The organism is Paraburkholderia guartelaensis (assembly GCF_004353905.1).
Taxonomy (GTDB): domain Bacteria; phylum Pseudomonadota; class Gammaproteobacteria; order Burkholderiales; family Burkholderiaceae; genus Paraburkholderia; species Paraburkholderia guartelaensis.
The window spans coordinates 17,590-44,179 of record NZ_SMOD01000055.1 but is presented as its reverse complement, the minus strand read 5'-3'; the positions used below and the strand labels follow the sequence as shown (position 1 = coordinate 44,179).

Below are 26,590 nucleotides of genomic sequence, written 5' to 3'. Positions count from 1 at the left end.
CTACCGGTGGCTCGCTCGACACCGGGCCGGCCGCACCGAACACGTCGGCCGCGCGCTCCTGCAACTGCCGCTTCCATTCCGTGATCTGGTTCGGATGCACATCGAACTGCTGCGCCAGTTCGGCGAGCGTGCGCTCGCCCTTGACTGCCGCCAGGGCCACTTTCGCTTTGAACGCCGCTGAGTGCGTGCGTCGGGTTCGTTTCGTCATTTTCTCGGTTCCTTTGCCTGCATTATCGCTGGCTCAGGCCCCGGTCGTTCCACTTATCCCGCTGTCCGATTTTGCGCGGCCACCTCTACCCTCCCGTATAGCCGCGTTCCTCGATCTCCCGCTTGAGCACCGTCGCCGGAATCCAGTCTGGCTTCGCCGCTTCCACGCGGCCCTGCAGATACGTCTTGAACGGCGCAAGTTTGCCCGGTACCGGCTGACGGGCCTTGCGTTGCGGCGGACCCGATTCCAGATACTTCCTGACTGTGTTGACTGCCATGCCGGTCTCGACTGCGATGTCCCGGAGGCTGTTTCCCTGGCGACGCAGAATCTCGATTTCCATGTACTCCTCGTAGCTGATCATGGGCCGCCCAAAATGGGCAACCCTACAACGAGGTGTATCAATTCCTAACTGCGTTGCTGTATCAATTTACAACTGCGCGCGACACTGATGTCGAGTTCTGCTGAGCCTGCGCCATTCGCTGCTGACGGTAACGAGTGATCCACTTGCGAAGCTGATTCGGATTTACGTCGTGCTCCATGGCAGTGCGCGCGATTGACACGCCGGGTCTTAGGCACATCCTGACCAGTTCGTCACGCGCACCTTCGTCGTACTCGCGTCGGCCGTCGCGTTTCTCGCCAATCACAAGACGGCTCTTAAGGTCTTTGTTCTCTGTCATCAGTGTCAGTGTGCAGGTGTCCACGTGGACACCTAGCTTCTGACCTTCTGCCCCTCTATGGAAGGGCGTCATTTATTGACCGCTTACGTGTGGTCGCGATAGCGCTGTTAGTACGCTGGCGTGTGAACTAGCCTTGGTTTATTGGAAATGAAGGCTCTGTCGTGTTCGGAATAGTGGCCGAATTTGCTTGTACAGATTGCGAAACAATTGGAGTCGTTCGAGAAAGATGGAATGGCGCTCAAGATCGGGGTGAAATTCGTCTCGGACGTAGTGTCTTCGCATGACCCCAGCGAGATCTCCATCTACCGCGAGCGATCCCAGCCGCGCAGCGCCAAGCGCAGCGACGGATTGTGAATTTCTCTGCCGCCGAAGATGAATGCACAGCACGTCAGCAATCAGCTGCGCCCAGTATGCACTGCGTGCGCCGCCTCCTATCAATGTCAAACTAGTTTCGCGCGTTCCATCCGCGCGCATTGCATCAAACCCATCACGGATTGAAAAAGCGACTCCCTCAAGTATCGAGTACGCCAACGTTGCGCGAGTATCGTCGTTGGCAAGTCCAAAGAATACACCTTGGGCGTACGGGTCATTATGTGGCGTTCGTTCCCCGCTCAGATAGGGGAGGAATAACGGAGCCTTCGCGCATTGATCAGGAGTCACCTTTGTGACCTCAGCCAACAAAGTTGATTCGTCGGTCGCGGAAAGCTGGCACAACCATCGTAAACAACTAGCTGCGGACAGTGTGACGCTTGTTCTATGCCATCTTTCTGGTACCGCGTGACATAGCGCATGGACGCCCATCTCAGGGCTTATGCGAGCCTGGCCGGTCACAACCGACAGTACTCCAGACGTACCGAGGGAAAGGAAACCATCTCCATCCTCGGCGGCGCCCAAGCCTATTGCACTTGTCGCTGTATCGCCGCCTCCAGCGGCGACGGTGACGCCACTCGAAAGTCCCAATTCGCTCGCGATCCGCGGACGAACAAAGCCAGTCGGGCTGCTCCCTTCTACAATTTTTGGCACCTGTGCGCAATTCAAATCGCACGCTTGAAGAAGTTCGCTAGACCATTCGCGTCGAGCCACATCAAGCCACAGTGTCCCCGATGCATCGGATGGGTCTGTGAGCCTTTCGCCCGTTAGACGCAGGCGGAGGTAGTCTTTGGGCAAAAGCACACATGCCAGCTTCTTAAAATTTTCGGGCTCATGTCGGGCTAGCCAAAGCAGCTTCGGCGCTGTAAAGCCAGGCATTGCCCAGTTTCCCGTAAGCGCGTGCAGCATCGGTGCGCGCCGCAGTAGTTCATCGCACTCGCTGACACAGCGCATGTCGTTCCACAGGATTGCTGGACGTAGCGGGCGATCATAAGCATCGAGTAGCACAGCGCCGTGCATCTGCCCGGAAAGACCAATCGCCCGGATCTGGGCGTATGCTATGGAATGACTATCGCGGAGCGTCGCGAGCGTCGTGCATGTGACACGCCACCATTCCTCCGGGTCTTGTTCTGCCCACCCCGGCCTAAGACGTGATATGGCCAACGGATGAGAAGCACTTGCGACGATGACTCCGTCATCAGAAAGCAGCACAGTTTTCAACTCAGATGTACCGAGATCGATGCCAAGAAACATTTTTCTCCATCCAGATTGTGGGCCGGCTGGTGAAAAACCAGTCGTGCCACACTTCAAGGTGTTGATTCGCTACAGGCCTCGGCCTAAAGGTCAAAATTGGTTGGCATCAAGACCACGTCGCGAATAGTTGTGCCTCGTTGTCTGGTCAACATATATAGCACTACATCCGCGACCTCGCTGGCCTCAATCAGGCTGCCCGATTGCTTGGCCTCAAGCAACTTTTCTTTCGGCCAGTCGGCGAGCAGCGCACTTATAACTGGTCCGGGCGAGACTGATCCCACGCGGATTCCGTGTTTGAAAACCTGACGGCGGACAGTCTGGACGAAGCAGTTGATCGCCCATTTCGAAGATGCATATACCGGCTCCCAGGGTGTCGGAAAATGTGCCGCGAGCGAACTCGTCACGATAATGTCGCCAGTTCGTCGCTCGATCATATGCGGCAGCACATCATGAATATTTTTCATCACAACGTTGACGTTGAGATTGAGCATCCGGTCTATGGCGGCCGTATCTGCGTCAATCAAATCGCCACCGACATAAAGCCCCGCATTGGCATGAAAAATATCGATATGGCCCGTGCGGGCTAGAGCTTGTTGTACGAGGGTCGAGCAGGCTTTGGAGTCGAGAAGATCGATTACCAGAGGAATTGCCGCCTCGCCCCGCTCACCGCAAACTGTCGTCAGTGCTACATCATCACGGTCGACAAGCACCACACGTGCGCCGGCAGCCAACAAGGCATCAGTGCTTGCCAGTCCAATGCCTGACGCAGCACCCGTCACGACAGCGACCTTGCCCTCCAGTTCTCGTGCCATCTTTCGCTCCTCTATAGCGGACGGTGCCCTGGCGTAGCCCAGAGCATCACCCTAACTGATCAATTGTTCATCCGATGTTCAAATGTTCAATCGATCGTCGATTCGTGTCAAGCTGACTGACTGATGGGGAAAACCCCATATCGGTTGCTCGTCAGCCCTTGGAGGATCGCCTAGCGCTCAGATCCCTGCCTTCTTGGCGCATGTGACGCGATCGTGGAAGGAGGCTAAAGGTTTGTGACCGTCTGTCGCTATCGCTTGCTAACTAGGGAGGAATCAAGTGGAGACAAGGATCGGGGGGCGTGCTGCCGTTATGTTTGAAATTGCGAATTGTCTGCCAATCGTCTCCCTGTGTATCTGAGAACCTTGAAGTGCTTCGCGAGGCCGCGATTTCTGGTGTGGTGCGAAGTGCGGCGCGATTGCACAGTGATCGCATTCCTGGCCATTTATCGCAGACTGAAAATGGCAGTTATCAGTCCAGCACCGTTGCGCGCTCGATCGTGTGCTCACGCGCAGAGACTGCGCTAAGTAGATCGATCCCACGGCATGATCGGCAGCGAACGCGGCGTCAAAGCGGACGTTGCACAGCAACGCCATCGAAGCTACGCGGCGTGTGATTCAATCGATTGGCATTGAGCTGTCGGTTGCCCATGTCAAGAGGGTGCGGTGCTACCAGAGATGTAGCGGCCACGACTCACAGCATGGGGGAATGAAGATTGTCCGGATGATCCAGCATGTCTGCTACCAGATGCAGCGATTCCTCCATCGCAAACGCGTCACCGGGACCACCCAGGCAGATGCGAACGGCATTCGGCGGATTGCCGTCTGTACTGAATGCCGCGCCGGAGACCACGCCGATTTGCTTCGTGCGCAAATGTGAGGCGAGCTCGGACGCGCTCCAGCCGGTTTCAGCGTGTACTGTTAGCCACAGATGAAAGCAATCTCTCGACGCCTCGATTTCACGCGAGGCGAAAATTCGCGCCGCAATATGCTGGCGCACCTCGCACTCGCCCCGAATTGCCTTGAGCATTTGCTGCGCCACGCCGCTCTCGATCCAGCGTGCCGCCAGATATGACATATACGGGCTTGCCATCACCGTGGTCGCGCGCAGCGCACCGGAGAGACGCTCGGCATGCCGAGCGCTCGGTGCGACGACGAAGGCCACACGCAACCCCGCACCAAAGCACTTCGACATCCCGGTGACGTAGTAGGTCAGCTCTGGTGCGAGCGTGGCGAGCGCCACGGGCGGTGTTTCAGAGAGCATGCCGTAGGCGTCGTCCTCAATGATCGGTACGTTGTAGCGCAGTGCGATATCGGCGATGTGTTCGCGGCGGTTCTGCGAGAGTGTGCGTGTGGTCGGATTCTGCAGCGTGGGATTGCAGTAGAGCACGCCCGGCTTGCGCGTCTTGCAAAGCACCTCGAACGCCGTGGCACTCAGGCCCTCATCATCGCGCGGCAGCGGCGCGAGCGGCATGCCAAGCTGATTCGCGATCACCTTCAAGCCCGGATACGCGAGGCAATCGGTGCAGATCGCTTCGCCGGGCTTGACGAGCCGAAGCAGCAGCGCAACGAGCGCGTTGTGTATGCCGGGGCACACCAATAACGCATCCGCGCGGTGCGAAGGCAGGGTGTGGCGCAGCCACTGGCTCGCCATGCTGCGCTCGAACTGCGAGCCGCCAAAATCCTGATAGCGCAACATCGACCACGGGTCGGCCGCGCCTATGATCTGTGCCGCCGACTCCGCGAGCAGCGCAGTCATTTCCGGCGGCTCGGGCGGCATGTTCATGGTCATTTCGAGCGAGGTGCCCGCACGCAACGGCACCGCGGGCGGCCTTCCGCGTACATACGAGCCGCTGCCTGCGCGCGAATCGATCAGGCCGCGCTTGCGCGCCTCCGCGTACCCTCGCGCGAGCGTCGTGTAATTGATCTTCAGCGCATCCGAAAGATCGCGCAGCGCGGGCAGGCGGTCGCGCGGGCGCAGACGGCCGCTAGCCACATCTTCTTCGATGAGGTCGGGAATGGTCTGATAAACGGGCTTGTCGCTTTCGGCTAGCCGTTTGAGCCAATGGGCAGTGACGTTCGTCATGGACGTGCGCGCAGGCGCCTCCAAAAATGGGCCCATTCATTCTAGTGAGAACGGACGCCGGAAAATAAACAATTGATTGCATGCGATTGCATTGAATGATCCGAATTGATGCATGCATGCACCTGAAGCGAATGCGCGTTGCCCCGAGCCAGGGCGTGTGCCAGATCACAACAACGCCAGGGCGCGGCGCGCATACGTGCCTGGCACGCGCTTCACGAAAAAAATCGCCTGGATCATTCGCGGCACACGGCATTGATTGTCAATTGATTGCATGAAGCATGCCGCTTGATGGCATACCCGTTGCGATAAGAGAGACGCCGGCCACCGGTCGGCCACAGTCCTCAATTATTGAACGGAGTCACGCAATGCCCGCCATCACCACGCCCGCCCACAAGACCGGCGACTTCCTCGTCGATTACGAAGAGAAGGTATTTGAGGACATCAAGGCAGAACCCGGCGAGAAAGCGCTCGTTACGTTCCACACGGTCGCATTCGAAGGTTCCATTGGTTTCGTCAACATGCTGCAAGCCACGCGGCTGCAACGCAAGGGCTTCGAAACCTCGATCCTGCTTTACGGTCCCGGTGTGATGCTGGGCGTACAGCGCGGCTTTCCCACGCTTGGCGCCGAAGCGTTTCCTGGCCATCTGAACTTCAACAACCAGTTGATGAAGTTCATGGCCGAAGGCGGCAAGGTCTATGCGTGCCGCTTTGCGCTGCAGGCGCTCTATGGCCACGGTGAGGCTGCGCTGATCGAAGGCGTGCGCCCCATCAATCCGCTCGATGTGCTCGACCTGAAACTGCTGCATCGCAAGTCGAACGCGTTCGTGATCGACACCTGGACCGTATAAACGCATACGGGTATCGCCATGTCGATCACATCCACGAAGCGCATTGTCCGCGCGGCGGCAGTGCAAATCGCGCCGGATCTCGAGTCGGGCGCGGGAACGCTCGAGCGCGTGGGCGAGGCCATCGTCGCCGCGGCACGCGAGGGCGTGCAACTCGCCGTGTTTCCCGAAACCTTTCTGCCGTACTACCCGTACTTCTCGTTCGTACTGCCACCCGTGCAATCAGGCGCCGAGCATCTGCGGCTGTACGAGGAGGCGGTGGCGATACCCGGGCCCGTCACGGACACGGTGGCCTCGCTCGCACGCCAGTACGGCATGGTGATCGTCCTCGGCGTGAACGAGCGCGATCACGGCAGCCTCTACAACACGCAGTTGATCTTCGACGCGGACGGCCAGATCAAGGTAAAGCGCCGCAAGATCACGCCCACCTTCCACGAACGCATGATCTGGGGGCAGGGCGACGCTGCAGGCCTAAAGGTCGCGGAAACGGCCGTGGGGCGCGTGGGTGCGCTCGCGTGCTGGGAGCATTACAACCCGCTCGCGCGCTACGCGCTGATGACGCAGCACGAAGAGATCCACTGCAGCCAGTTCCCGGGCTCGCTCGTCGGGCCGATCTTCTCCGAGCAGATCGAAGTAACGATTCGCCATCACGCGCTGGAGTCGGGCTGTTTCGTTGTGAACGCAACTGGATGGCTCAGCGACGCGCAGATCGAATCGATCACGACAGACCCCAAGCTGCAAAAAGCGCTGCGTGGAGGCTGCAATGCCGCGATCGTCTCGCCGGAGGGCCAGCATCTGGCCGCGCCGCTGCGCGAGGGCGAAGGCATGGTGATCGCCGATCTCGACATGGCGCTCATCACCAAGCGCAAACGCATGATGGACTCGGTCGGCCACTATGCGCGGCCCGAGCTGTTGAGTCTCGCGATCAACGAGCGGCCCGCCACGCCTGTGTTTTCACTCGACGAGGCGAGCGTCGCCCCGGTCGTCCCCACCTGGAGTGCCCACGATGAATGCCAGCGTCAACCTGCCGGATTCGAACCTGCAACTCTTGACTGAACTTCAGTCGAGCGGGCTGCGCCTGGCCGAGCCGGACTCGGCGGGCCTGTCGCGCCGCGGCGGCGCGGGACCGTCGGACCACAAGGCTGTCGTGATCGACGGCGTCGCGCTCATGGTGCCGGTCCATACGCACGGCGCACACCGGTCAGCATTCGTGGCGGATACGCCTAACGATGCCGGTGTGAGCGTGCTCAGACGCGGCAGCATTCCCGTTGCGCAGATTGCCTTTGCGAAGACACCGCGCTTCTACAAGCTGCAGACGCTCGATGGTGTGCCGTACTCGCATATCGCGACACTGCACGGCACCGATGTGCTTGCGACGACGGTGCTGCAAACCTGCATCCGTTACGAGAGCCGTAAGAAGGCCTGCAAGTTCTGCGCAATCGGACAGTCGCTCGCAGCGGGGCGCACGATTGCGCGCAAGACCCCGGAGCAACTCGCCGAAGTGGCGCGCGCGGCGGTGCTCCTCGACAACGTGAAGCACATGGTGCTCACGACGGGCACGCCAGCCACGCCCGACCGCGGCGCGGCCATCCTTTGCGACAGCGCACGCGCAATCAAGCGCGCGGTGAATCTGCCGATTCAGGCGCAATGCGAGCCGCCCGACGACGATGCCTGGTTCGGGCGCCTGCGCGAAGCGGGCGTCGACACGCTCGGCATGCACCTCGAAGTAATCGGCGAGGCCGAGCGCGAGCGCATCATGCCCGGCAAGGCGGCGGTGCCCGTGAGCCGCTACATGGAAGCGTTCGAAGCGGCCGTGCGGGTGTTCGGGCGCGGCCAGGTGAGCACGTACCTCCTCGCGGGTCTGGGCGACACACCGCAACGGATTCTCGACACCGCGCAGCAGCTCGTGCGTATCGGCGTCTATCCGTTCGTGGTGCCGTTCGTGCCCATTGCGGGCACGCCGCTCGAAGATCACGCGCCGCCTACGCCCGAATTCATGCGCTCGATTCTCGCGCCGCTCGGCGCGATGGTGCGCGAAGCGGGCCTGCGTGCCGACGACATCAAGGCGGGCTGCGGCAAGTGCGGCGCATGCTCGTCGCTCGCTTCGTTCGAAAAGGTGGCGGCATGAGTGCGTCGCACGATACCGACGAGGAGATCGTCGTGCGCTGGGCCAGCGAGCCGTGGGAGCGCGAAGAAGCATTGGCGATCCGCCGTGCCGTGTTTTGCGAGGAGCAGGGCATTTTCGAGGGAGATGATCGGGACGAAATCGACGACACTGCCCAACTGCTCGTTGCCGTGCAAGGCGCGGATGGAGCGGCGCCTTGCGTGGTGGGCACTGTGCGCATTCATCGCGATCTGGCCGACGCATCGGTCTGGTACGGATCGCGGCTTGCCGTGCGCGCGGATTTTCGCCGGCACGGGCGCATCGGCGCGACGCTGATCCGTCTCGCCGTGAGCAGCGCTCATGCGCTCGGCTGCACGACGTTTCTCGCGCGCGTGCAGGCGCAGAACGCGCCGCTCTTCCGTCGTCTGCACTGGTGCACGCTCGAAGAGGTGATCGTGTTCGGGCGCGCGCATCACGTCATGCGGGCCGATCTTGCGCACTATCCGCCGTGCGCAACGCCCTGTGCGGGATTCACCATTGACCAGCGGAGGGCCGCATGACGCTCGACGCAATCGTGGAGACGATCCGGGCGAGCCGCGGCCTTGCGCACAAGACCGACATCGCGCCGATGCTTGCCGCGCTCGACGCGGGCCACGACGCCTCCGTGGTGATGGCCGCGGGTGATGATTGCGCCGCGATTCCCGACGGCGACGGCTACCTGCTGTTTGCCGCAGAGGGCATGGTGAGCGACCTGATCGAGGCGATGCCGTGGTTCGCGGGCTATTGCTCGGTGCTCGTGAACGTGAGCGATGTCTGCGCGATGGGCGGGCGGCCGATTGCGGTCGTCGACGTGATCTGGAGCCAGGGCATCGCACCCGCTGCGCAGGTGCTCGAAGGCATGGCGGCGGCGTCCCGGCAGCTCGGCGTGCCTGTTGTGGGCGGCCACAGCAACGCGCGCAGCGACCGCACCCAACTCGCAGTCGCGATCCTTGGCCGCGCGAAGCGCCTGCTATCGAGCTTCGAGGCACGCTCGGACGACAGGCTGCTGATGGCGGTTGATTTGCGCGGCGCATTCGTCGAACCGTATCCCTACTGGAACGCGGCCACCGAAGCGCCGGCCGAACGTCTACGCGGCGATCTTGCGCTGCTCGCGCAGATCGCGGAGGACGGCCTGTGCGCGGCGGCGAAGGATATCAGTATGGCCGGTATCGTCGGCACCGCGATGATGCTGGCCGAGTGCTCCCGGGTGGGCGTCGTGATCGATCTCGCCCGCTTGCCGAAACCCGACGGCGTGCCGCTCTCGCGCTGGCTGCAGATCTTTCCGAGCTACGGCTACTTGCTGAGCGTGCGCGAAGAACATGTAGCCGAAGTGATCGCACGGTTCGAGGGGCGCGGCATTGCATGCGCCGGGATCGGCGAGATGCAGCCTGAGCCCTCGGTAGACGTACGCTGGCAAGGCGAAACGCGCACCGTCTGGCGGTTCGACGCGCAGCCCTTCATCGTACCCGCGGATCGACGCGCGACGCGCACATTCGCAAACCAGTCTTCGTAGCACCCGACCAGGATCCCACCATGCCCGTCACTCATTTCGTCGTGCGCTGGCCGGACGGCACCGAAGCGCGTTGCTATTCGCCCTCGACCGTTGTCCGGGACTTTCTGCAACCCGGCGACTATGCGCTCGACGCCTTTCTCGATGCGACGCACGACGCGTTGGCCGCGGCGTCCGAACGCGTGCGCCAGAAGTTCGGCTACGCGTGTTCGTCTGCGCTCGACCAGTGGGACGTGATCGAACGCACAGCACAGCCATTCCGTTCGCAACCGGCGGCGCTTGTCACTGTCGTGAGCGTCGATTGATTCACAGCGTCGCGGCGGCGTGACCGCCGCGAACGTTGCTTAAGGAGATTCTTATGTCCATTCAGGCACCTGCCACCGAAGCCCATGTCAGCGTCGCCATTGTCGGCGGCGGTCAAGCCGGCCTCTCGATGAGCTATTACCTCAAGCAGTCCGGCATCGATCATGTCGTCCTCGAAAAGCGCTCCGTCACGCACGCATGGCGCGCGCAGCGCTGGGATGCGTTCTGCCTCGTTACGCCGAACTGGCAGTGTGCATTGCCAGACTATCCCTATCGCGGCGACGATCCGCACGGCTTCATGAAGAAGGACGAGATCATCGCGTGGCTCGACGGCTTCGTGCGTCACGTCGATGCGCCCGTGCGCGAAGGCGTGGCCGTGACGCGCGTAGCACGCCGTCCGCAGGGCGGTTTTCTCGTGCAGACCTCGGACGGCGCACTGAGCGCCGACCAGGTCGTGGTGGCCTCGGGCGGCTACCACACACCGATTGTGCCGCGCATGGCCGAGCGGCTGCCCGCCCATGTCGTACAGATCCAGTCGTCGGAATATCGCACGCCGGAAGCTTTGCCCGAAGGTGCCGTGCTTGTGGTCGGCTCGGGGCAGTCGGGCGCGCAGATCGCCGAAGACCTGCATCTCGCTGGCCGCAAGGTCGTGCTCGCAGTGGGCGAGGCGCCGCGCTGCGCGCGCTTCTATCGCGGCCGAGACGTGGTCGACTGGCTTGCCGACATGAAGTACTACGACATGCCGGTCGAGGAACATCCGCTGCGTGAGGGCGTACGCGACAACACCAATCACTACGTGACGGGGCGCGACGGCGGACGCGACATCGACTTGCGCAAGTTCGCGCACGAAGGCATGGAGCTTTACGGTGTGCTCGAGGACTATGCCGACGGGAAGCTGCGATTCGCGCCGAACCTGCAAGAGAATCTCGACAGTGCCGACGCCACGTATAACCGCATCAATGCGTCGATCGACAGATTCATCGCGCAACAGGGCATCAGCGCGCCGCCGGGCAACTCTTATCAACCGCTCTGGGCGCCGCAAGCGGAGCGCGAGTGGCTCGATCTCGCGGCGAGCGGCATCGGCAGCATTGTCTGGTGCATCGGCTTTCGGCCAGACTTCAGCTGGATCGACCTGCCGGTGTTCAACGGGCGTGGCTATCCGGGGCATGTACGCGGTGTGACGGCGCAGAACGGCCTCTATTTTCTTGGCCTGCCGTGGCAGCATACGTGGGGTTCCGGGCGCTTCTCGGGCGTTGCGCGCGACGCCGCGTATCTCGCGGACCGGATTGCGGCGCAGGCGAGGCCTGATGCGCGCGCGGCCTGAGAAGGCGCGTGCACCTGCGCGCTCGCAAACACAGGGCGCGTCCCGCACGCAGTACGTCGCCGGCATGCCCGAGCTGGCCTTCGCGGGCCTCTCGGAGCAGTGGCTTCTGCGCACCTGCGGGCAATTGCACTGGAACGCGCTTGCGCAGCAGGCAGGTCTCGCCTCACCGGACTTCTACGACGACGAAGGGCAAAAGTCGTATGCCGCGTTCACGGCGATCCGCGTGCGCGAGGCGCGACTCGAAGAGGTCGGCGAGCATCAGCGCTTCGCGATCGAAGCCGACGTGCAACGCATCGCGCTCGCGCGGCATTTTGGCGTCTTTCGCGTGTTCACGCCGGAGAGTGCCATCGCAAGCGTGGAGATGATCTCCACGTTTGTTCGCCGCGAGCGCAGTGGCGACAACCGTTCGGTATGCAGAGCGATGTTCGGTGGCGCGCCACCGCGTGCAACACCGGCTGCGGCGGCAGACCTCGCCGGCCAGGCGAAGCGCTTTCGTACCGGCGAGTGGACGCGTCATGGCCGGCTCGACCGGGCGGAACACGCCGCGCAGCATATTGTCGAGTACCTGCCGTGCCCGTCGCTCGATTTCAACGGCGCGCATCTCCTTTATTTCGCGAGCTTTCAGTCGATGGTCGAGCGCGCCGAATGGCACTGGCGCTCGGCGTCGAATTCTGCGCCACCGTGTCTCGTCGAACGCGATATGGCCTTCTACGGCAACGCAAACTTGGGCGATCGCCTGATGCTTTCATTTGGAGCGCGTCACACCAGTCACGGCGGCCTTTCGCACTGGTGCTCGATAGCGCGCGCGGCGGACGGCGTGCGCATTGCCGATGTCGTTACGCACAAACGGTGGTCGCATGAATGACACGATGCCCTTGCCGCGCAAGCCGCTCTACACCGCGGCCGACCTCGAAGGCGTGCCGTGGCTCGACGCGCGGCCGGGCGAGTATCCGTATATACGTGGCGTGCACGCGACCATGTACACCGAGCGTCCGTGGACGATCCGGCAATACTCGGGTCGCGCTGACGCCGCCGTATCGAATCTCGCGTACCGGCGCGCGCTGGAGGCGGGCGCCGTGGGGCTTTCGGTCGCCTTCGACTTGCCGACTCATCGTGGCTATGACTCCGATCATGCAGATATTGCTGCGGACGTGGGCGTGGCCGGTGTCGCCATCGATTCCGTGGAAGACATGGCACGTCTGTTCGAAGGCGTTGCGCTCGACCGCGTTTCCGTTTCCATGACAATGAGCGGCGCGGTGCTGCCGGTGCTTGCGGCATACATCGTCGCGGCGCAGGAGGCTGGCGTCGACGCGGCGCAATTGCGGGGCACTATCCAGAACGACATCCTCAAGGAATTCATGGTGCGCAACACCTACATCTTTGCGCCCGAGCCTTCGATGCGGATCGCGACGGACGTCGTTCGTTACGTGCTGGAGCACATGCCGCATTTCAATGCGATGTCGATTTCCGGCTACCACATCCAGGAAGCCGGCGCGGACGGCGTGCTCGAACTTGCCCTCGCGCTCGCGAATGCGAGCGAGTATGTGCGGCGGCTGATCGGGTTCGGCGTCGATGTCGATCGCGTTTGCCGCCGGTTGAGCTTCTTCTTCGCAGCGGGGCGCGACTTCTTCGGCGAAATTGCCAAGCTGCGCGCCGCGCGCGTGCTGTGGGCCGAACTCGCACGCTCGTTCGGCGCGCGAGATCCGCGTGCCATGCAGTTGCGCATGCATTGCCAGACTGCCGGTTCGACGCTGACTGCGCGGCGCGCGCAGAACAACATCGTACGTACCACCGTCGAGGCGATGGCCGCGGTGTTCGGCGGCACGCAATCGCTGCATACGAACGCGTGGGACGAGGCGCTTTCGTTGCCTGGTGAGGACGCAGCGGCGCTTGCGCGCGACACGCAATTGATCCTGCAGCACGAGATGGGGCTGTGCGACGTAGTTGACCCCTGGGCAGGCTCGTATCTGATGGAAGTGCTCACGGCGCGCACCGTCGAGGCGGTGCGCGAGATGCTCGCGCAAATCGCCGCGCAAGGTGGCGTGATAGCGGCCATCGAGTCGGGCTGGGTCGAGGCGCGCGTGCACAAGGGTGCGGCGCGGATTCAGGCGCAGACTGATTCAGGTGAACGCGCGGTCATCGGTGTCAATCGCTTCCGGGTGCCGCACGACGACGAAAGCGAAAGCCTCGATGTCGATGCACGGAAGATGCGCTCGCTTCAGGCCGACAGGCTCCGGCGGCTGCGTGCGAGTCGCGATCCACAGCGAGTGCGCGCCACGCTCGAGCGGCTCGCGGAGGTCGCGAGAAGCGGCGAGGGCAATCTGCTCGCGGCGACAATCGACGCAATGCGAGCGCGCGCAACGGTCGGCGAATGCACATCGGCGCTCGAACAGGTTTGGCCGCGCTGGAGCGCGCCGGTACGAGCGGACCGGCGCGCCTGGGCGCGTGCTCGTGCAGGCGATGCCGCCTGGGAGGCAGCGAAGGACGGCGTAGCAAAGTGGCGGCGATCGCGCGGCCGCGCGCCTCGCATCGTCCTGCTCAAGCTCGGCCAGGACGGCCATGATCGTGGCGTGCGCGTGGTGGCCGCCGCGCTCGCCGACGCAGGCTTCGAGACGGAGATTGGTCCGCTCTTTGTGACACCCGGACAGGCCGCGCAATGGGCGACCTCGCGCTCGCCCGACATCGTCGGCGTCTCGACCCTCGCGGGCGCGCATCTGAGCCTCGTTCCAGCGCTGATCGACGCACTGCGCGCGATTCATATCGATGCGCCAGTCGTCGTGGGCGGGATTGTCCCGCGCGCGGATCATGCGCGGCTCGTTGCGCATGGCGTGGCCGCGCAATTCGGCCCGGACACGCCACTCGAGAGCATCGTGCGCAAGCTGTTAAGCGTAATGAGACACGAGACTAACGCGCCTGCTTGAGGCCGCCGAGCACGTCTCCTGTGGCATGCCCCTCGGCGCGAAAGCGGCGTTGAACATCCGAAGCGACGTGCATTAGTCCTGCATTGGCTGCGCACCGAAGCGGTGATAAAGGCTACGCGCCGCGTAGTCAATCGTAAAGCCCAGTGCACCGATGACGAGGACAACGGCTACGAGTTCCGGGTACGCGAGCCGGTCGCGCGTATCGAGGATCAGATAGCCGAGGCCCGAACTCACACCGAGCATTTCGGCGGGCACGAGTACGATCCACAGCACGCCGACCGCGAGTCGCACGCCGGTCAGGACGTGTGCGGCTATGCCCGGTACATAGACATGCCAGATCATTTCGGCGTGCGTTGCGGCGAGACTCTCGCCAAGCTGCACCCAGCGCGTATCGATATGCTGCACGCCCGCCGCGGTGCTCATGACGATGGGCCAGATGGCGGCGAACGCGAGCAAAAAGTAGACGGGCGGATCGCCGACGCCAAGCGACATGACAGCGATCGGCATCCACGAGAGCGGCGAGATCATCCGCAAGAATTGCAGCGCAGGCGAAAGCGCGGCTTCGATCGCCCTGATGCGCCCGATCACGAAGCCGAGCGGCACGCCGAGTGCGATCGCGCATGCGAGACCCACGCCGATGCGCCGCAGGCTCGCGCAGATGTGCACAGTCAACCGGTCTTCGCTGATCAGATCCGGAAGTGCTTGCCATGCGGCAAGTGGGCCGAATTGGGCGGCGAGCGCATTGTGGCGCGCGAGCGCGGCTACTGCTAGCCACCATAACGCCACAATTGCGGCGAGACCCAGCACGCCGAGCGCGGCGCGCGCGGGCATGCTGTTTCGCCCGCGCGATTGCTTGCTGGAAAGTTCCGTGCGGGCGGGCAGGCTAGACAATTATGCTCTCCGAGCGGGCGTAGGAGTCGGGCAAGCCGAACGCCTTCATGCCGCCTGCCGCTGCGATGCTCTTCTTCACGAAGCGGTCATCGACCAGGTCACGCGCGACGAAAGCTGGATCGAGCGCCGTGATGAACTGTGCGTTGCCTTCGACCTGCGTGGTCTTGAGGCGCCGAACGAGCTCCTCCGTAAAAGCCGGGTAGGGATAGGGCTGAAAGTCGATCCGCTTCTCATGCCAGTCGCCGTGCACGATGGCGCGGTCGGCAAGGTAGCGCGCCTCATCGGCAGGCGAGGGTGCGAGTACACTTTGCAGGATGCCGGCCGCATGCGGCGTGTAATGATTTGCACCGCTCTTCGAAAGCAATTGCGCGGCTTCCTGCGGATGCTCACGCGTCCAGACCTGTGCCTGCACGATCGAATCGACGACCTTCTGCGACCACGCGGGCCGCCCGTTCAGGTCGCGCTCGTGCATGAAGACCACGCAGCACGCGTGATCGCGCCAGACGTCCCCCGTGAAGCGCAGCACCTTGCCGACCTTGAGCGCCTCCGCCGCCGCATTGAACGGCTCGGCGACGATAAAGCCAGCGATCTGTTTCGCGGCCAGTGCGGGCGGCATGTCGGCGGGCGCCATCACGACGAGGCGCACCTCGTTGGGCTTGAGCGTGCCGTCCTTGCCGAGCACGGGCGTGAGGCCTTGCGCGCGCAGCATGTCCTGCACGACGACGTTGTGAATGGAATACCAGAATGGCACGGCGACCGACTTGCCGCCGAGGTCTGCGACCTTGCCGATCTCCGGGGCGACCGTGAGCGCGGAGCCGTTGACGTGATTCCATGCCACCACCTTCGCGGGCGCGCGGCTGCCATAGCGCGCCCAGATCGTCATGGGCGCGAGCAAATGCACGACGTTGACCTGCCCGGAGAGAAACGCTTCGACAAGCTGCGCCCAGCTGCGTAGCAGCGTGGGCTTCTCGACCGCGAGGCCCGCTTGCTCGAAGTACCCGTTGTTATGTGCGACCAGCAGTGGCGCCGCGTCGGTGATGGGCAGGTAGCCGATGCGCAGCGGCGCGTCCGCTTCGGTGGCCGCGCGCGCGTTCAGTGCGTCGAGCATCGGCGCGGCGCCCGCGACGGTAAAGAGCGATGCGAGCTTGAGCCACTCGCGGCGGGTCATCGGAAGCTGGCACATATGGCGGTCGTCCTCGTGTAATGAATTGTCGATTGCGAAGTGGGCGCGTCCGTCACGCGGCGGCCGCTGTCCTGTCCGCCACCGTCTCGCGCAGCGCGGTGACGAGGCGCACACGCAGGGCGCCTAGCGCCTCGACGTGCGCCTCGCGCGGCGTGGGAAGGCTGATGGGCAGATCGAGCGCGATGCCGCGCCGTCCCAGCACGGTCACGCGATTGGACACCAGCAGCGCTTCGTCGATGTCGTGGGTGACGAGCAGCGTGGCCGCTTGCGTGTCGTGCACGACGCGCACGAGCAAGCGCTGCATGTCGGCGCGCGTGAGTTCGTCAAGCGCGCCGAACGGCTCGTCGAGGAGCAGCGTGCGCGGCTCGCGCGCGAGCGCGCGAGCGAGGGCGGCGCGCTGCGCCATTCCGCCTGACAACTGGCGTGGCGCGAGCCGAGCCGCATGAGTGAGGCCGACGGCTCGCAGGGCGGCAGTCACGCGCGCTTCGCGCTCACTGCGTGCGAGCTGCGGCTGGCGCCGGAAGCCAAGACCGAACGCCACATTGCGTTCAACCGAGAGCCACGGCAAGAGGCAGGGGTCTTGAAACGCCAGAGCGACATCGGCGCGAGTGGTCGTCAGGGGGGAGCCGTCCACGCGCACGTCGCCCGCATGCGGCGCGATCAGTCCGGCAGCAATGCGCAGCAGCGTGGATTTGCCGGCGCCACTCGCGCCGAGGATCGAGACGATCTCACCCGCACGCACGGCGAGATCGACGCCGTCGAGGATGCAGCGTTCCTCGCGGCGCAACCCGATGCCGCGAAGCTCGATCCGCGGCGAGTGCCCGGCGTGCTCGGCCGGAAATGCGTCGGCGCCTCGAACGTGAACGACGGTGCTCATGCGGCCTCGCAGCGCCGGGCCTGCGCGAGCTGGTGCTTTAGTTGCACGATGCTCGGCGTGACGATCGGGACGAACGCGGCTTCACGAGTGCGGCGCGCGGTGCCGGACGTGCTGCTCGAGCGCAGGTAGCCACGCCCGCCGGCTGCCTGAACGTCGAGCCTCACGGCGGCATCGACGACGACCGCGAGCGCGATACGCAATTCGAACTGCGCAGCCGGTTGGGCGACAAACGCGCCGCTTGTGACGCCTTCGTAGAGACGCGCGCTCAACCCGTCAAGTTCATTGCGCAAGGCGTTTGCGTCATCGTCAAGCGCGGCGCGCACGGCAGGACTGCTGAGTGCCACGGCGTCGAGCGAACGGCGAGCGAGGCCGATGGACATGCCGCATTGCAGACCCAGAAAAGCTGGCCGTGCGCGGACGAGGAAAGCACGCGCATCGACATCGATCAGCGAGCCTGCGTCGAGTTCGGTGTCCGTGAGTGTGAGCGCCGCAGTGTTGCTGCCGCGCAGCGCGATCAGGTCGAGATCGTCGCTGCGTGTGACGCCGGGCGCGTTGTGCGGTATGGCGAAGATTGCGGGCGGCGCGCCGTCGTGACGATCGAACGCGGCTGCCACTACGAAGCCTTCGCGGCGCAAATTGGTGATCCAGGGCAACGCACCGTCGAGTGTGAAGCGCGTAGCTTGTGCGTCGCGGGCCGACGCACGCATCTGTAGCGGCTCGATGGCGGACAGGTACTTCATGGCATTCGAAAGGCCCGTCGCGCCTGCATGCTCGCCGGTGAGCAGCGCGGGCAGCCAGCGTGCACGCAATGCTTCGTTGTCGCTTTGCAGCAGATATTCGATGAACGTGCGCTGGCCCCAGAACACGAACGCGCTCGCGAGCGAGTGCTGCGCGACCACCGCGATCGCCTCGATGGCATCAACGGTGGTGCCGCCGCTGCCACCAAGCGAACTCGCCACGCCGACGCGAAAGAGACCCGCGCGCGAGAGACGCGGCACGATCTCGCTCGCGTGGGCGGCGCTCGTGTCAATGGCCTCGGCGTGCGCGTCGAGCCATGTCGCGAGTACGGATGGCAGAGCGTGGCGGCGCGCGAGCATCATGCCACGCGCGCGTGCGCTTCCCAGCGAAACGCGGACAGTTGCGGATTGAGTTCGTTTTGCGCGAGGTTGTTCGCGAAGTTGCAAAGTGTGGCGAGACTCACGCCTAGCACGACTTCGAGCGCGTTGGCGTCGCTGAAACCCGCCGCGCGGAACGCGGCGAGCGACGTGTCGGCGACTGCGCCGCGCGTGGCTATCACGTCGCGTGTGAGCTCGGCAACGGCATCGAGGCGTGCATCGCCGCTCGTCACGCCATCGCGCAGCGCATCGACGATGGTCGATGGCAATTGCGCTTTCTTGAGTGCGACGGCCGTATGGCCGGCGACACAGAAGCCGCAGCCGTGTATGGCGGCAGCCGTGATTTGCACGGTTTCACGTTCGGCGAGCGTGAGGCCGCTGCGGCCATTGATTTCGCCAACGGTCAGATAAGTTTCGAGCGCGACGGGCGCGTTTGCGAGCGAGGCGACAAGGTTCGGCAGAAAGCCGTTCGCGGCCTGCGAGCGCTCCAGAAACGGACGGCTTGCTTCAGGCGCGCTCTCGACGGTATGTAACGGCAGGCGGCTCATGGCGGTTCCTCACGGATTCGAAATAGTGAGTTCGATTGTGACGATGCGTGCCGCGGCGGACAATGCGCGCGCGTCTGCGAATCATGCGGATTTGTCTCGCACCGCTCAGTGTGGTGCTCAGTGCAGCGCGCCGCGCGCGCTCTCGCCAGCCGTGCGCCGCCATGCGCCCGGCTGCAGACCGGTCACGCGCTTGAACGCCTGCGCGAACGCCGACTCCGATTGATACCCCACCTGCTCGGCAGTATCGGGCGTACTCGCGCCGGTGCTCAGCATCGACGCCGCGAATTTCATGCGCACGAGCGTCACGAATTGCGCGGGCGGCTGTCCCGCGAGTTCGGCAAACTGCTTGCAAAAGCGCGCGCGCGACATGTGGACGAAATCGGCCATGCTCGCAGTGGTCCAGCGTTCACCGGGCGTCGCGACGATCGCCGCGACGAGCGGCACGAACGCCGGACGGCGCAGCAGCGCCCAGAAGCAAGGGGCGAGTTCGTCGTTGCTATCGAGCGCGCGTAGCGTGTAGACGAACAAGAGGCTGGTCAGGCGCGCGATCAGCGGCGATGGCGCATGCGCGTTGAGTTGCGCTTCGGCGCGGATCAGTTCGAAGATCTGGCGCGCGCCATGTTGAGTGGGCTGATCGTGGCGCGCGATGACGTGATCCGGCAGCAGACCAAGGACGAGATCGTCGAGCCCTGATTTGAACTCGAAGAAGCCGCAGGCGAGGCCGAGGCTGTCGGGCGTTTCGTGGCCTGGCGCATCGAGCGGTGTCATCTGGCCAGCGCGCGCACTCTCGCGTCCCGGCGCGGGCGGTTGCGGGTCGGGGGAGAGACAGTGAGGCTGGTCGTTTAGCAGGAAGACGGCGTCGCCGGCCGCGAGCGCCACGCTGCGCGCAGGACGCGTGGCTTGCGCGGGCAGATGTAGCCAGCAGCGGCCATGCAGCACGACGTGAAAACTGGCACGGCGATGGCCGCTCGTGGAAGCCTGCCAGGCGCCGCAATACTGGCCAACATGAAACAGCGTGCTGTGCAGTTCGAGATCTTCAAGCAGCCAGTCGGAAAAAGCATCGGCGTGTGACAGCATGAATTCCAGATCGCTGAGGCGTGAGCGTAGGTATCGAACAGTCCGTCCGCCAGCTTAACCGGTGTTGGTGTCTGCATAACGAATGAATTTTCACATGCTTATTCCTCGCCTTGCAGAGCGAGCTCGACGGTCACTGATCGTTTCCTGTGCACGCGACTTCGGTGCGTGCGTATTGCAGGAATGCCCGCACTGCACAGGAGCGCTCGTGCCGGCGATAAAGCAGCGCGATTTCCGAAGGAATGGGCTTGCCGCTCAGTGGCCGGTAGACAACGCCCGGCAACGTGACGCAAGCGCATAGCGAGCCAGGAACGATCGCCACCCTGTTGCCGAGCGATACGCTCGCGACCACCGCGACGAGCGGGCCCGGCCGCAGTTCGACCTGAGGCGAAAAGCGACCGCGTCGCCCCACGTCCTGCGTGCCGAATTCCTGCTCGGGCACCGCGAACCGTGCGTTGCGCAACTGATGCGGCGAGATGGATTCCTGTGCGGCCAGCGGGGAGTCGCTAGAGATCGACAACAACATCGCGGAGAACGCGCTGCGTTGTGTAGGCTTGGTCTGGAAAAACTTTTTATTCGCCGACTCAGACAGCGGCGGCGAACGGGCAGCCGCGATGTACGCGTTGATTGGCACTTGCTGACTGAATGACATCGATCCGCGTGCCCACCTCGACTATGTGCTAACCCATATCGCTGGTCACAAAATCAATCGCATCGACGAGCTCCTGCCTTGGCGTGTGGCCGACAAGTTGCACAAGCCAGGTAGTCCGGCAGGTCCCGCTACCTGACTGGCAGCCCTAGTTCACCATCATACTTTACGCGCACGCGAATGGACGAACGGTCCAACTGAGACGCTCACCGCCCAACTGGATTAAGGGCGTAAAAACCCGCGATAGATATCTGATCCGTGACTGAGTGTAGGGGAAAGAACGGCCGTCTTGGGCGGGCAGAAGATTGGGGGAGGCGGTGGGGCGGGCGCCTGGTGGACTCGCTCCTACCTGCTCGAACGAATAGGTGTGCGGGTCGTGGTATGAACTGGACGGCTAACTTCACACTGAGCAAGCACTGCTGATCGTAGGAGTGACTATTTCAAGACGTGCGCGGTACTCTGAGATTCAGGGGCTGCTCCACTCTTCATCTCACTGACATTGAGCCTCGACTTCAAGCTCTGAGACGATGCCGGAGCGGCTTCCAGCTTTTCAAGGCGATAGCCATAGCCGTAGATCGGAACGATGCAGTAGCCGTTCTCTGGCCGAAGTCCGAGCTTGACCCGTACGGTGGCAATGTGTGTATCGAGCGTGCGGCTGGGAATGTCTGTGAAGTGCTTCCAGATCGTCTCGAGGATGTGAGCTCGCGATAGTGGTCGTGCAAAGTTGCGAAAGAGAAGCAGCGCGAGCTTGAATTCCTTTTTGGTAACTGGCAAATGTGTACCTTCGCGATAAAGCCTACCCTTCCGAAGGTCGAACAGATACTCGCCAAACTGCAGCGATGTCGCCACCGTTTCGTGGCGGTCAGTCCGGTGCAAAAGCGAAGAGACGCGCGCGACAAGCTGAGGGGCGGCGATCGGTTTCGTGACGTAGTCATCAGCGCCAGCGTTCAGCGCGTAAACAACGTCTCGCTTGCGCGTGCTGCTTGTCACAAAAAGCACAGGCAGGTATAAGTCGCAGTTCTTGCGGATCCATGCGAGCACGGCGTCAGCCTGAACGTCAACAACGTTCCAGTCGAGTGTCACTAGGTCGAAGATTTCCCGCTGCATCCGGTGAATTAACGCGCGTCCCTCGGCAAACACATGGCAGTCGTGGCCGGCGGCGGTCAGCGCTTCGGAGACGAATTGCAACTGGCTCGGGTCATCATCGAGAACTGCGATACGCATAGTGAACAAATCCGGAGTCGTAGTGCGTAAGCCGCACCTATTTCGCGCAGCCGATCCGTACCTGACGTAGCGCCAGCGGATTCGCGCTGCACTTGCAACTGATGTATGTGTTATCGATTTTGCGGTCGTCGCAACTGCGAGGACATCCACGACTAAGGGGGCGTGCATCGGCGGGCGGTCACGCATTCGTCGCGCTTGCGGATTCGCCTCTGGTCCAGCGGGACGGGGCATCGATCCGCGACGTAGCCTCCTGGCTGCGGAGTGCGGCTCTGGCTTTTGGCCGATGTGCGCCCGTGCACCTGTTCTCCTGGCGCACGGCGCAACGACGGGAATGCAATGCGGTAGCGCCGGCTCGAACTTTTCACTATGGCGAGAATGTCAAAACGACAAAGAGGGGTTGTCTGGAATAAGCGTAGGGAAATCCTGAAAAGAAATGGAGTCGGCACGGTTGCACCTGATCGATACCACGTCGAAAGATGGACGACAAAACCACGAGATGTGAACGTTGACGCCACGACGTAGCGATCAGCGTTGGGTCCCGTACCTCCGACGGACGATCATTGATAGGAGACGGTATCTGACTTCTTGAGGATGCCGTCTGGTCCGAAAAGAAAACTGATCGTGGTCCTTCGGATATTCGTCGTTGCATACGGACCGAAATTCAACATCACTTTGTCCCAAAATGGTCGTTCTCCCGTAAAGGCGTAAACCAGAACGGTCGACCCATCTGGTAAAGTGGTTGTTGAAGACGGCGTTCCCAATTTCCAGATTACGTATTGCTGGGTTGTCGCGCCGAGTGTGAATTCCGACATACTCTCCGGTTTGATCCCGCTTTCCGTCGAAGCACACCCAGCCAGCATGCAGACAAACGCGATTGACAGAGTCAGACTGGCTCTCAAGCTTCTCATTCCCTAGCTCCATAATTTCCGAAGCGGCTTTCACACAGTCTGCGCGCCGGATTCGAAACGAATGTTCCGCTACCGATTTCGGTTAGCTAAATAAATCGTGTTTAGTCTCTTGCCTTGCGTCGAGAATCAGGTCCTTCACCAGACAAGCGTATCGAGCTTGTGTGTGTCTCGACGCTCGTCGTCGGCGAACTCGTCGAGCGTGTCGCGCGAGCGTCGCTTTCGGGGAGTGCTCCCAGTGCAAGAGCAAAATAAGAGATCCCCGCAATCAGGCCGGCAACCGCGCCCAGGAGAATCCTGAAGGATTCGGCCCGTCGCATGAGGCAGATAGAAGCCGCTATCAGCGATAGAAACGCGATGGCCAGCCCAAGAATCCAGATCGTCGGGTACGCACGCGATGAAAACAGATCGAGAACCGCGCCGACGTCTTGACCGCTGATGTATGCCATCTCTCCGTGCCTGTCTTGACGGTAGGAATCGGGCCAGACAGTCGTCGATAGCCCAGCCAGCTGCATTGAGATGTAACCTCAAGCGTTGCACATCGACGGGAATATTCTGAACACCTACGCATATCATGGTTGATATTCAGGTCGAGTCGGTGAAGCCTGATCCTTATGCGCGTCGATAGTGCTGGCCGACGGGAATTCTTTTGTGAGTCCCGGTACCTCGCGTGAAAATACCATCGTGGTAACGAGCACACTGAAGAGCGCTGTGAGAAGCGGGATCGCGCAGATCAGTAACCTTCGGGAGGTCGGCGTGGTCATGGGTTCCAGTTGGAAGGACGAGTTCATTTTGCGAATGGTCTGCACGGTTTTCGTCGTTGAAGTGATATGGACTACTTGCTTTCGCGTCGACTTTCCTTGCTGAATGAGGGGGCAGCTGGCGCGAGGTTGCCGCGATACTGGCCAATCACAGTTGGCCAACAATGACCTTGTATATGCGGATCACCATCCGCCATAGTTTCGCTGCTACCCAGGTGCTGCGGCAGCGCAGGATCTGCCATGTCATTCTTTGACTCGACTGTGCGGCGATCCCGTTTCCTCAGACATGGAAAGACTGGCAGTAAAAATGAGCGGGAGTCGGATATTCGCAGTTTGGATCATCGTTCCTGTCCCAGTTGCGCGACGGTCGGTTGACGTGTCGCGACATCGTGCGAACCAGGATAGAAGTCGATGATGAATACAATGTAAAGCAGTCCGGCGAATAATCCAGCCAGCGTCCCCCATACGTCGCGCGCTTCGGCACCGGCAAGAAAGTGAAGCGGAATGCCAACCAGCAGATAAGCGACAACGAAGACCAGTGCGACCATAACCGGCGGTCGGAGGGGCAATGCGAAGAGGGATGCGATTTCTGACATTGCACACTCCGTCACCCAACATGTGATTTTGCTTACCGGAGTTGGGCAACCAGTGCGTCGGCGCCCTTGTCGATCCCTGCTTTTGCCGCACCGAGTGAGCCAAAACTCGCGACCAGGTTCATGGCGTTTGGATACTGTCTGGTTACATAGGCATTCAACAGCTTGTTGTTCGACGCGTCGTAGATCTCAACTGCATACGCAACGGAGCCGCCAAACATTGCCTTACCGCCGCGAACTGCCTGCACCCCGTTGTAGACGTTCCCACCGATGTCGAAATGCGTGAACTGACCAAGCACGGGCGTCGTGGTCTCGGCGCCCGTGAGGATCAGCTTGACGCGCAGCGTGCCCGGACCGGGCTGCGCAGCCGACGCAAATCTCGTCTCGAGTTTCTGCGTGAAAGACTTCTGGAGGTAGGTGGCCAGCGTTGCCCTGTCGGCGTCGCTCATCTCGCCGAACTGGCTGTCCGCACCGTTATAGACCGTGGCCGGGTCGACCATTACCCGGGAGTAGGCTTGCCAGTTCACCGTCGTCGAGTAGTTATACGGAACGCGTCCGCTATCGTCGTGAGCATTCGCCTTCAGGTTCGAAGACGAGGGGATGCCGGAATAGGCGACGGGTTGAACCCCTGCACAACCTGCGAGCGAGAGAAACGACAGCGCGAACAGCAGGGGGCGAACATCCTTGGTGATTGTCATTTTAGGTTCCATGAGAGATACGCGACGGCAACGGAAATGGCGAGCAGTACAAAAAAAGCGTCCGGACGGTTTGAGCTACGGCGGCAGCCGGGAGTCCCAGCTGCCTCGGTAGATATATAAAAGCCGTCCAGACGGTTTTATTTGTGCGCAAAGAAGAAGCGCTGGAGCGAAGTCTAGCACGAGATACAAAGAAAGCAAAACGTCTGGACGGTTTTTTTAGGGGGCCGTATACTGTTGAGTCAGGATGCAGATATTGCGTAAGTGGGCTACTGGAAGCAAGGCACGTTCGACCGCGCCATTTCAGCCCTCCATAACTTTGGGGACAGACTTTGGCCAGGCAGGAGCGTTCAGAACAGACCCGCAATGCAATTATCGAGGCGGCGTTGACCGTCCTAGCCCGGGATGGGACGGCGAGGCTGACATTCGAGGCTGTTGCCCGGGAGTCAGGCCTGAGCAAGGGGGCCGTCACGCATCACTTTCGCTCGAAGGCTGATCTGTTCAAGGGCGTACTGGCATATCGCAACGACAGTTTCGAGCAGTTCCGGCGCAACTATCTGGAGTCGCGTCCGAAAGATGCTCCACAGCAAATGCTCTCAGTCGAGATTGCGGCATTGCGCCAGATGGTGGACGAGAACCGCTCACCTGCGCGGGCAGTGCTTTCGATCCTTGTGGACGACCCGAGCCCTATGGCGTTTATCCGGGAACGATTCGCCGGGCATGTCCGGCAGATCAGGGAAGAGGCCGCCGACCCTGAACTCGCGCTACTACGTTGGGAAGCGGCCTGGGGCCTCGCACTGTATGCGCTGTTCGGACTTTCCCCCTTGTCGGACAAGGAGCGCAGTCACCTGTTTGACCGACTGCTTGACGATGGCGCATGGACGCGGTTCATCAAGATACCGGATGGCGGTTGATACCCCGATAGCAGGCGAGGTCCCGACCGGGAAGCTGCAACTGACACCTGAAATTCCAATGAGCCTCCAATAATGGATAACGCGACCCGCTCGGAACGGTCCCGAAACACGGCCCTCAAGGCCGCTCTGACCATCCTCTCACGGGATGGCCTTAACGCACTTACCTTCGATGCACTCGCCCGGGAGAGCGGTATCAGTAAGGGGGGGCTTCTTCATCAGTTCGGCACGAAGGACGGAATCCTGCTGGCATTGCTGGAGTTCCAGAGGCGGTACCTTGAAGAGTTTGCGGTGGGATATCTGAATTCCTGCGATGCCTCGGTAAAGGAGCCGCTCCTGCTCGCGCAGATTGCCGTGATGCGTGAAACTGCCAGCCAACCAGAATCTGCCAATCGCGCCGTACTGGCTGCATTGGTCCAGGCACCGGAACTCCTGGAAACCATTCGGGGCGCTCACGCTGCTGATCTTGCCGAGGTCCGCAAGGAATCCCCCGATGGCGATATCGCCGTGCTGCGCTGGGCCGCTGCGGCTGGCATGGCGTTTACGGGCTTGATGGGGCTGTCGCCACTGTCGTCGGAAGAGCGCGAACGGCTTTTCGAGCGGCTGCTCGACGAGCCGTCGTGGACGAGCCGGGGTGCACCGGGGTCGCCGGCTGCCTAGAGCAGTGCACTGTGCCGGTTCCGGCGATTGTCGCCATTGGCATCGGACCCGCACG

General features: G+C 62.2%; 27 protein-coding genes and 2 pseudogenes. 12 read left to right on the top strand and 17 right to left on the bottom strand.

The features are described from left to right. From E1N52_RS38600 to E1N52_RS38575, 6 genes and pseudogenes are all read right to left on the bottom strand, one after another. Positions 1 to 208: transposase (locus E1N52_RS38600; protein WP_133189477.1), on the bottom strand; the 208-nt coding region annotated here is incomplete at its 3' end. Between the two features lie 91 nt (positions 209 to 299). After that, a pseudogene (locus tag E1N52_RS38595) lies at positions 300 to 569 on the bottom strand (IS21 family transposase); the annotation flags it as partial. A 61-nt stretch (positions 570 to 630) separates the two neighbouring features. Beyond that, positions 631 to 885: a transposase gene (locus E1N52_RS45390; protein ID WP_133189848.1), complete on the bottom strand. Its 255-nt coding sequence runs from the start codon at positions 883 to 885 to the stop codon at positions 631 to 633. 138 nt (positions 886 to 1,023) lie between these two features. Next, positions 1,024 to 2,508: a xylulokinase gene (gene xylB, locus E1N52_RS38585; protein WP_133189840.1), complete on the bottom strand. Its 1,485-nt coding sequence runs from the start codon at positions 2,506 to 2,508 to the stop codon at positions 1,024 to 1,026. An 83-nt stretch (positions 2,509 to 2,591) separates the two neighbouring features. Continuing rightward, positions 2,592 to 3,320 carry an SDR family oxidoreductase gene (locus tag E1N52_RS38580; protein ID WP_133189838.1) on the bottom strand — a complete coding sequence of 243 codons (729 nt, stop codon included), beginning with the start codon at positions 3,318 to 3,320 and terminating at the stop codon, positions 2,592 to 2,594. A 691-nt stretch (positions 3,321 to 4,011) separates the two neighbouring features. Continuing rightward, positions 4,012 to 5,403: an aminotransferase-like domain-containing protein gene (locus E1N52_RS38575; protein WP_133189836.1), complete on the bottom strand. Its 1,392-nt coding sequence runs from the start codon at positions 5,401 to 5,403 to the stop codon at positions 4,012 to 4,014. Between the two features lie 365 nt (positions 5,404 to 5,768). Here E1N52_RS38575 and E1N52_RS38570 point away from each other — a divergent pair, with 365 nt between their 5' ends. From E1N52_RS38570 to scpA, 9 genes are read left to right on the top strand one after another with little or no spacing between them, the layout of a single operon-like run. Further along, positions 5,769 to 6,251 (top strand): MSMEG_0572/Sll0783 family nitrogen starvation response protein, encoded by a 483-nt coding sequence (locus tag E1N52_RS38570; protein WP_133189834.1) that lies wholly within the window; start codon positions 5,769 to 5,771, stop codon positions 6,249 to 6,251. An 18-nt stretch (positions 6,252 to 6,269) separates the two neighbouring features. Continuing rightward, on the top strand, positions 6,270 to 7,304 hold the full coding sequence (locus tag E1N52_RS38565; RefSeq protein ID WP_133189832.1) for a Nit6803 family nitrilase: 1,035 nt from the start codon (positions 6,270 to 6,272) through the stop codon (positions 7,302 to 7,304). Continuing rightward, positions 7,255 to 8,376, top strand: coding sequence for an MSMEG_0568 family radical SAM protein (locus E1N52_RS38560; protein ID WP_133189830.1), 1,122 nt, complete (start codon positions 7,255 to 7,257; stop codon positions 8,374 to 8,376). Before E1N52_RS38565 ends, E1N52_RS38560 begins: the two co-directional genes overlap by 50 nt. After that, complete coding sequence (locus tag E1N52_RS38555) at positions 8,373 to 8,912, top strand: MSMEG_0567/Sll0786 family nitrogen starvation N-acetyltransferase (protein WP_133189828.1); 540 nt, start codon at positions 8,373 to 8,375, stop codon at positions 8,910 to 8,912. The genes E1N52_RS38560 and E1N52_RS38555 overlap by 4 nt, the downstream gene beginning before the upstream one ends. Continuing rightward, a complete protein-coding gene (locus tag E1N52_RS38550; RefSeq protein WP_133189826.1) occupies positions 8,909 to 9,904 on the top strand; it encodes a sll0787 family AIR synthase-like protein in 996 nt (331 codons plus the stop codon). Before E1N52_RS38555 ends, E1N52_RS38550 begins: the two co-directional genes overlap by 4 nt. A 20-nt stretch (positions 9,905 to 9,924) precedes the next feature. After that, positions 9,925 to 10,206: an MSMEG_0570 family nitrogen starvation response protein gene (locus tag E1N52_RS38545; protein WP_133189824.1), complete on the top strand. Its 282-nt coding sequence runs from the start codon at positions 9,925 to 9,927 to the stop codon at positions 10,204 to 10,206. Positions 10,207 to 10,259: 53 nt separating this feature from the next. Next, positions 10,260 to 11,528 carry an MSMEG_0569 family flavin-dependent oxidoreductase gene (locus tag E1N52_RS38540; RefSeq protein ID WP_133189822.1) on the top strand — a complete coding sequence of 423 codons (1,269 nt, stop codon included), beginning with the start codon at positions 10,260 to 10,262 and terminating at the stop codon, positions 11,526 to 11,528. Beyond that, positions 11,512 to 12,393, top strand: coding sequence for a Pnap_2097 family protein (locus E1N52_RS38535; protein ID WP_246089403.1), 882 nt, complete (start codon positions 11,512 to 11,514; stop codon positions 12,391 to 12,393). The genes E1N52_RS38540 and E1N52_RS38535 overlap by 17 nt, the downstream gene beginning before the upstream one ends. Next, positions 12,386 to 14,449, top strand: a complete 2,064-nt coding sequence (gene scpA, locus E1N52_RS38530; protein ID WP_205965739.1) for a methylmalonyl-CoA mutase — start codon at positions 12,386 to 12,388, stop codon at positions 14,447 to 14,449. Before E1N52_RS38535 ends, scpA begins: the two co-directional genes overlap by 8 nt. A gap of 72 nt (positions 14,450 to 14,521) precedes the next feature. Here scpA and E1N52_RS38525 read toward each other — a convergent pair whose 3' ends face one another. The 7 genes from E1N52_RS38525 to E1N52_RS38495 all read right to left on the bottom strand — a co-directional run bounded on the left by E1N52_RS38525 (position 14,522) and on the right by E1N52_RS38495 (position 20,663). Beyond that, positions 14,522 to 15,280: an ABC transporter permease gene (locus E1N52_RS38525; RefSeq protein ID WP_133189844.1), complete on the bottom strand. Its 759-nt coding sequence runs from the start codon at positions 15,278 to 15,280 to the stop codon at positions 14,522 to 14,524. A 52-nt stretch (positions 15,281 to 15,332) separates the two neighbouring features. Then, positions 15,333 to 16,523 carry an ABC transporter substrate-binding protein gene (locus E1N52_RS38520; protein WP_133189818.1) on the bottom strand — a complete coding sequence of 397 codons (1,191 nt, stop codon included), beginning with the start codon at positions 16,521 to 16,523 and terminating at the stop codon, positions 15,333 to 15,335. Between the two features lie 52 nt (positions 16,524 to 16,575). Further along, positions 16,576 to 17,400, bottom strand: a complete 825-nt coding sequence (locus E1N52_RS38515) for an ABC transporter ATP-binding protein (RefSeq protein ID WP_133189816.1) — start codon at positions 17,398 to 17,400, stop codon at positions 16,576 to 16,578. Further along, the gene (locus tag E1N52_RS38510; protein WP_133189814.1) at positions 17,397 to 18,500 is read right to left on the bottom strand and encodes an acyl-CoA dehydrogenase family protein; all 1,104 of its coding nucleotides are present in this window, start codon (positions 18,498 to 18,500) and stop codon (positions 17,397 to 17,399) included. The genes E1N52_RS38515 and E1N52_RS38510 overlap by 4 nt, the downstream gene beginning before the upstream one ends. Next, positions 18,497 to 19,063: a carboxymuconolactone decarboxylase family protein gene (locus tag E1N52_RS38505; protein WP_133189812.1), complete on the bottom strand. Its 567-nt coding sequence runs from the start codon at positions 19,061 to 19,063 to the stop codon at positions 18,497 to 18,499. The genes E1N52_RS38510 and E1N52_RS38505 overlap by 4 nt, the downstream gene beginning before the upstream one ends. A gap of 117 nt (positions 19,064 to 19,180) precedes the next feature. Then, entirely contained in the window at positions 19,181 to 20,140 is a 960-nt protein-coding gene (locus E1N52_RS38500) for an AraC family transcriptional regulator (protein WP_133189810.1), read from the bottom strand. Positions 20,141 to 20,270: 130 nt separating this feature from the next. Further along, positions 20,271 to 20,663, bottom strand: a complete 393-nt coding sequence (locus E1N52_RS38495; protein ID WP_133189808.1) for a LysR substrate-binding domain-containing protein — start codon at positions 20,661 to 20,663, stop codon at positions 20,271 to 20,273. Here E1N52_RS38495 and E1N52_RS38490 point away from each other — a divergent pair. Then, positions 20,647 to 20,925: pseudogene (locus E1N52_RS38490) on the top strand (transposase domain-containing protein); the annotation flags it as partial. The gene E1N52_RS38495 and the pseudogene E1N52_RS38490 overlap by 17 nt on opposite strands. 296 nt (positions 20,926 to 21,221) lie before the next feature. Here E1N52_RS38490 and E1N52_RS38485 read toward each other — a convergent pair. The 4 genes from E1N52_RS38485 to E1N52_RS38470 all read right to left on the bottom strand — a co-directional run bounded on the left by E1N52_RS38485 (position 21,222) and on the right by E1N52_RS38470 (position 24,967). Continuing rightward, complete coding sequence (locus tag E1N52_RS38485; RefSeq protein WP_133189806.1) at positions 21,222 to 22,010, bottom strand: response regulator transcription factor; 789 nt, start codon at positions 22,008 to 22,010, stop codon at positions 21,222 to 21,224. A 1,009-nt stretch (positions 22,011 to 23,019) separates the two neighbouring features. Then, entirely contained in the window at positions 23,020 to 23,364 is a 345-nt protein-coding gene (locus E1N52_RS38480) for a hypothetical protein (protein ID WP_133189804.1), read from the bottom strand. Between the two features lie 650 nt (positions 23,365 to 24,014). After that, positions 24,015 to 24,272 (bottom strand): hypothetical protein, encoded by a 258-nt coding sequence (locus E1N52_RS38475; protein WP_205965738.1) that lies wholly within the window; start codon positions 24,270 to 24,272, stop codon positions 24,015 to 24,017. A gap of 32 nt (positions 24,273 to 24,304) precedes the next feature. Next, positions 24,305 to 24,967, bottom strand: a complete 663-nt coding sequence (locus tag E1N52_RS38470; protein ID WP_133189802.1) for a DUF3313 domain-containing protein — start codon at positions 24,965 to 24,967, stop codon at positions 24,305 to 24,307. Between the two features lie 329 nt (positions 24,968 to 25,296). Between E1N52_RS38470 and E1N52_RS38465 the strand changes: the two genes are divergently transcribed. Beyond that, positions 25,297 to 25,878: a TetR/AcrR family transcriptional regulator gene (locus tag E1N52_RS38465; RefSeq protein ID WP_133189800.1), complete on the top strand. Its 582-nt coding sequence runs from the start codon at positions 25,297 to 25,299 to the stop codon at positions 25,876 to 25,878. 72 nt (positions 25,879 to 25,950) lie between these two features. Then, positions 25,951 to 26,535 carry a TetR/AcrR family transcriptional regulator gene (locus E1N52_RS38460; RefSeq protein ID WP_133189798.1) on the top strand — a complete coding sequence of 195 codons (585 nt, stop codon included), beginning with the start codon at positions 25,951 to 25,953 and terminating at the stop codon, positions 26,533 to 26,535. Positions 26,536 to 26,590 lie beyond the last annotated feature (55 nt).

What these genes read in the sequence shown, in the direction of transcription:
- E1N52_RS45390 (WP_133189848.1), bottom strand. Translation starts at nt 885, where the DNA reads ATGACAGAGAACAAAGACCTTAAGAGCCGTCTTGTGATTGGCGAGAAA.
- xylB (WP_133189840.1), bottom strand. Translation starts at nt 2,508, where the DNA reads ATGTTTCTTGGCATCGATCTCGGTACATCTGAGTTGAAAACTGTGCTG.
- E1N52_RS38580 (WP_133189838.1), bottom strand. Translation starts at nt 3,320, where the DNA reads ATGGCACGAGAACTGGAGGGCAAGGTCGCTGTCGTGACGGGTGCTGCG.
- E1N52_RS38575 (WP_133189836.1), bottom strand. Translation starts at nt 5,403, where the DNA reads ATGACGAACGTCACTGCCCATTGGCTCAAACGGCTAGCCGAAAGCGAC.
- E1N52_RS38570 (WP_133189834.1), top strand. Translation starts at nt 5,769, where the DNA reads ATGCCCGCCATCACCACGCCCGCCCACAAGACCGGCGACTTCCTCGTC.
- E1N52_RS38565 (WP_133189832.1), top strand. Translation starts at nt 6,270, where the DNA reads ATGTCGATCACATCCACGAAGCGCATTGTCCGCGCGGCGGCAGTGCAA.
- E1N52_RS38560 (WP_133189830.1), top strand. Translation starts at nt 7,255, where the DNA reads ATGAATGCCAGCGTCAACCTGCCGGATTCGAACCTGCAACTCTTGACT.
- E1N52_RS38555 (WP_133189828.1), top strand. Translation starts at nt 8,373, where the DNA reads ATGAGTGCGTCGCACGATACCGACGAGGAGATCGTCGTGCGCTGGGCC.
- E1N52_RS38550 (WP_133189826.1), top strand. Translation starts at nt 8,909, where the DNA reads ATGACGCTCGACGCAATCGTGGAGACGATCCGGGCGAGCCGCGGCCTT.
- E1N52_RS38545 (WP_133189824.1), top strand. Translation starts at nt 9,925, where the DNA reads ATGCCCGTCACTCATTTCGTCGTGCGCTGGCCGGACGGCACCGAAGCG.
- E1N52_RS38540 (WP_133189822.1), top strand. Translation starts at nt 10,260, where the DNA reads ATGTCCATTCAGGCACCTGCCACCGAAGCCCATGTCAGCGTCGCCATT.
- E1N52_RS38535 (WP_246089403.1), top strand. Translation starts at nt 11,512, where the DNA reads ATGCGCGCGCGGCCTGAGAAGGCGCGTGCACCTGCGCGCTCGCAAACA.
- scpA (WP_205965739.1), top strand. Translation starts at nt 12,386, where the DNA reads ATGAATGACACGATGCCCTTGCCGCGCAAGCCGCTCTACACCGCGGCC.
- E1N52_RS38525 (WP_133189844.1), bottom strand. Translation starts at nt 15,280, where the DNA reads ATGCCCGCGCGCGCCGCGCTCGGCGTGCTGGGTCTCGCCGCAATTGTG.
- E1N52_RS38520 (WP_133189818.1), bottom strand. Translation starts at nt 16,523, where the DNA reads ATGTGCCAGCTTCCGATGACCCGCCGCGAGTGGCTCAAGCTCGCATCG.
- E1N52_RS38515 (WP_133189816.1), bottom strand. Translation starts at nt 17,400, where the DNA reads ATGAGCACCGTCGTTCACGTTCGAGGCGCCGACGCATTTCCGGCCGAG.
- E1N52_RS38510 (WP_133189814.1), bottom strand. Translation starts at nt 18,500, where the DNA reads ATGATGCTCGCGCGCCGCCACGCTCTGCCATCCGTACTCGCGACATGG.
- E1N52_RS38505 (WP_133189812.1), bottom strand. Translation starts at nt 19,063, where the DNA reads ATGAGCCGCCTGCCGTTACATACCGTCGAGAGCGCGCCTGAAGCAAGC.
- E1N52_RS38500 (WP_133189810.1), bottom strand. Translation starts at nt 20,140, where the DNA reads ATGCTGTCACACGCCGATGCTTTTTCCGACTGGCTGCTTGAAGATCTC.
- E1N52_RS38495 (WP_133189808.1), bottom strand. Translation starts at nt 20,663, where the DNA reads ATGTTGTTGTCGATCTCTAGCGACTCCCCGCTGGCCGCACAGGAATCC.
- E1N52_RS38485 (WP_133189806.1), bottom strand. Translation starts at nt 22,010, where the DNA reads ATGCGTATCGCAGTTCTCGATGATGACCCGAGCCAGTTGCAATTCGTC.
- E1N52_RS38480 (WP_133189804.1), bottom strand. Translation starts at nt 23,364, where the DNA reads ATGGCATACATCAGCGGTCAAGACGTCGGCGCGGTTCTCGATCTGTTT.
- E1N52_RS38475 (WP_205965738.1), bottom strand. Translation starts at nt 24,272, where the DNA reads ATGTCAGAAATCGCATCCCTCTTCGCATTGCCCCTCCGACCGCCGGTT.
- E1N52_RS38470 (WP_133189802.1), bottom strand. Translation starts at nt 24,967, where the DNA reads ATGACAATCACCAAGGATGTTCGCCCCCTGCTGTTCGCGCTGTCGTTT.
- E1N52_RS38460 (WP_133189798.1), top strand. Translation starts at nt 25,951, where the DNA reads ATGGATAACGCGACCCGCTCGGAACGGTCCCGAAACACGGCCCTCAAG.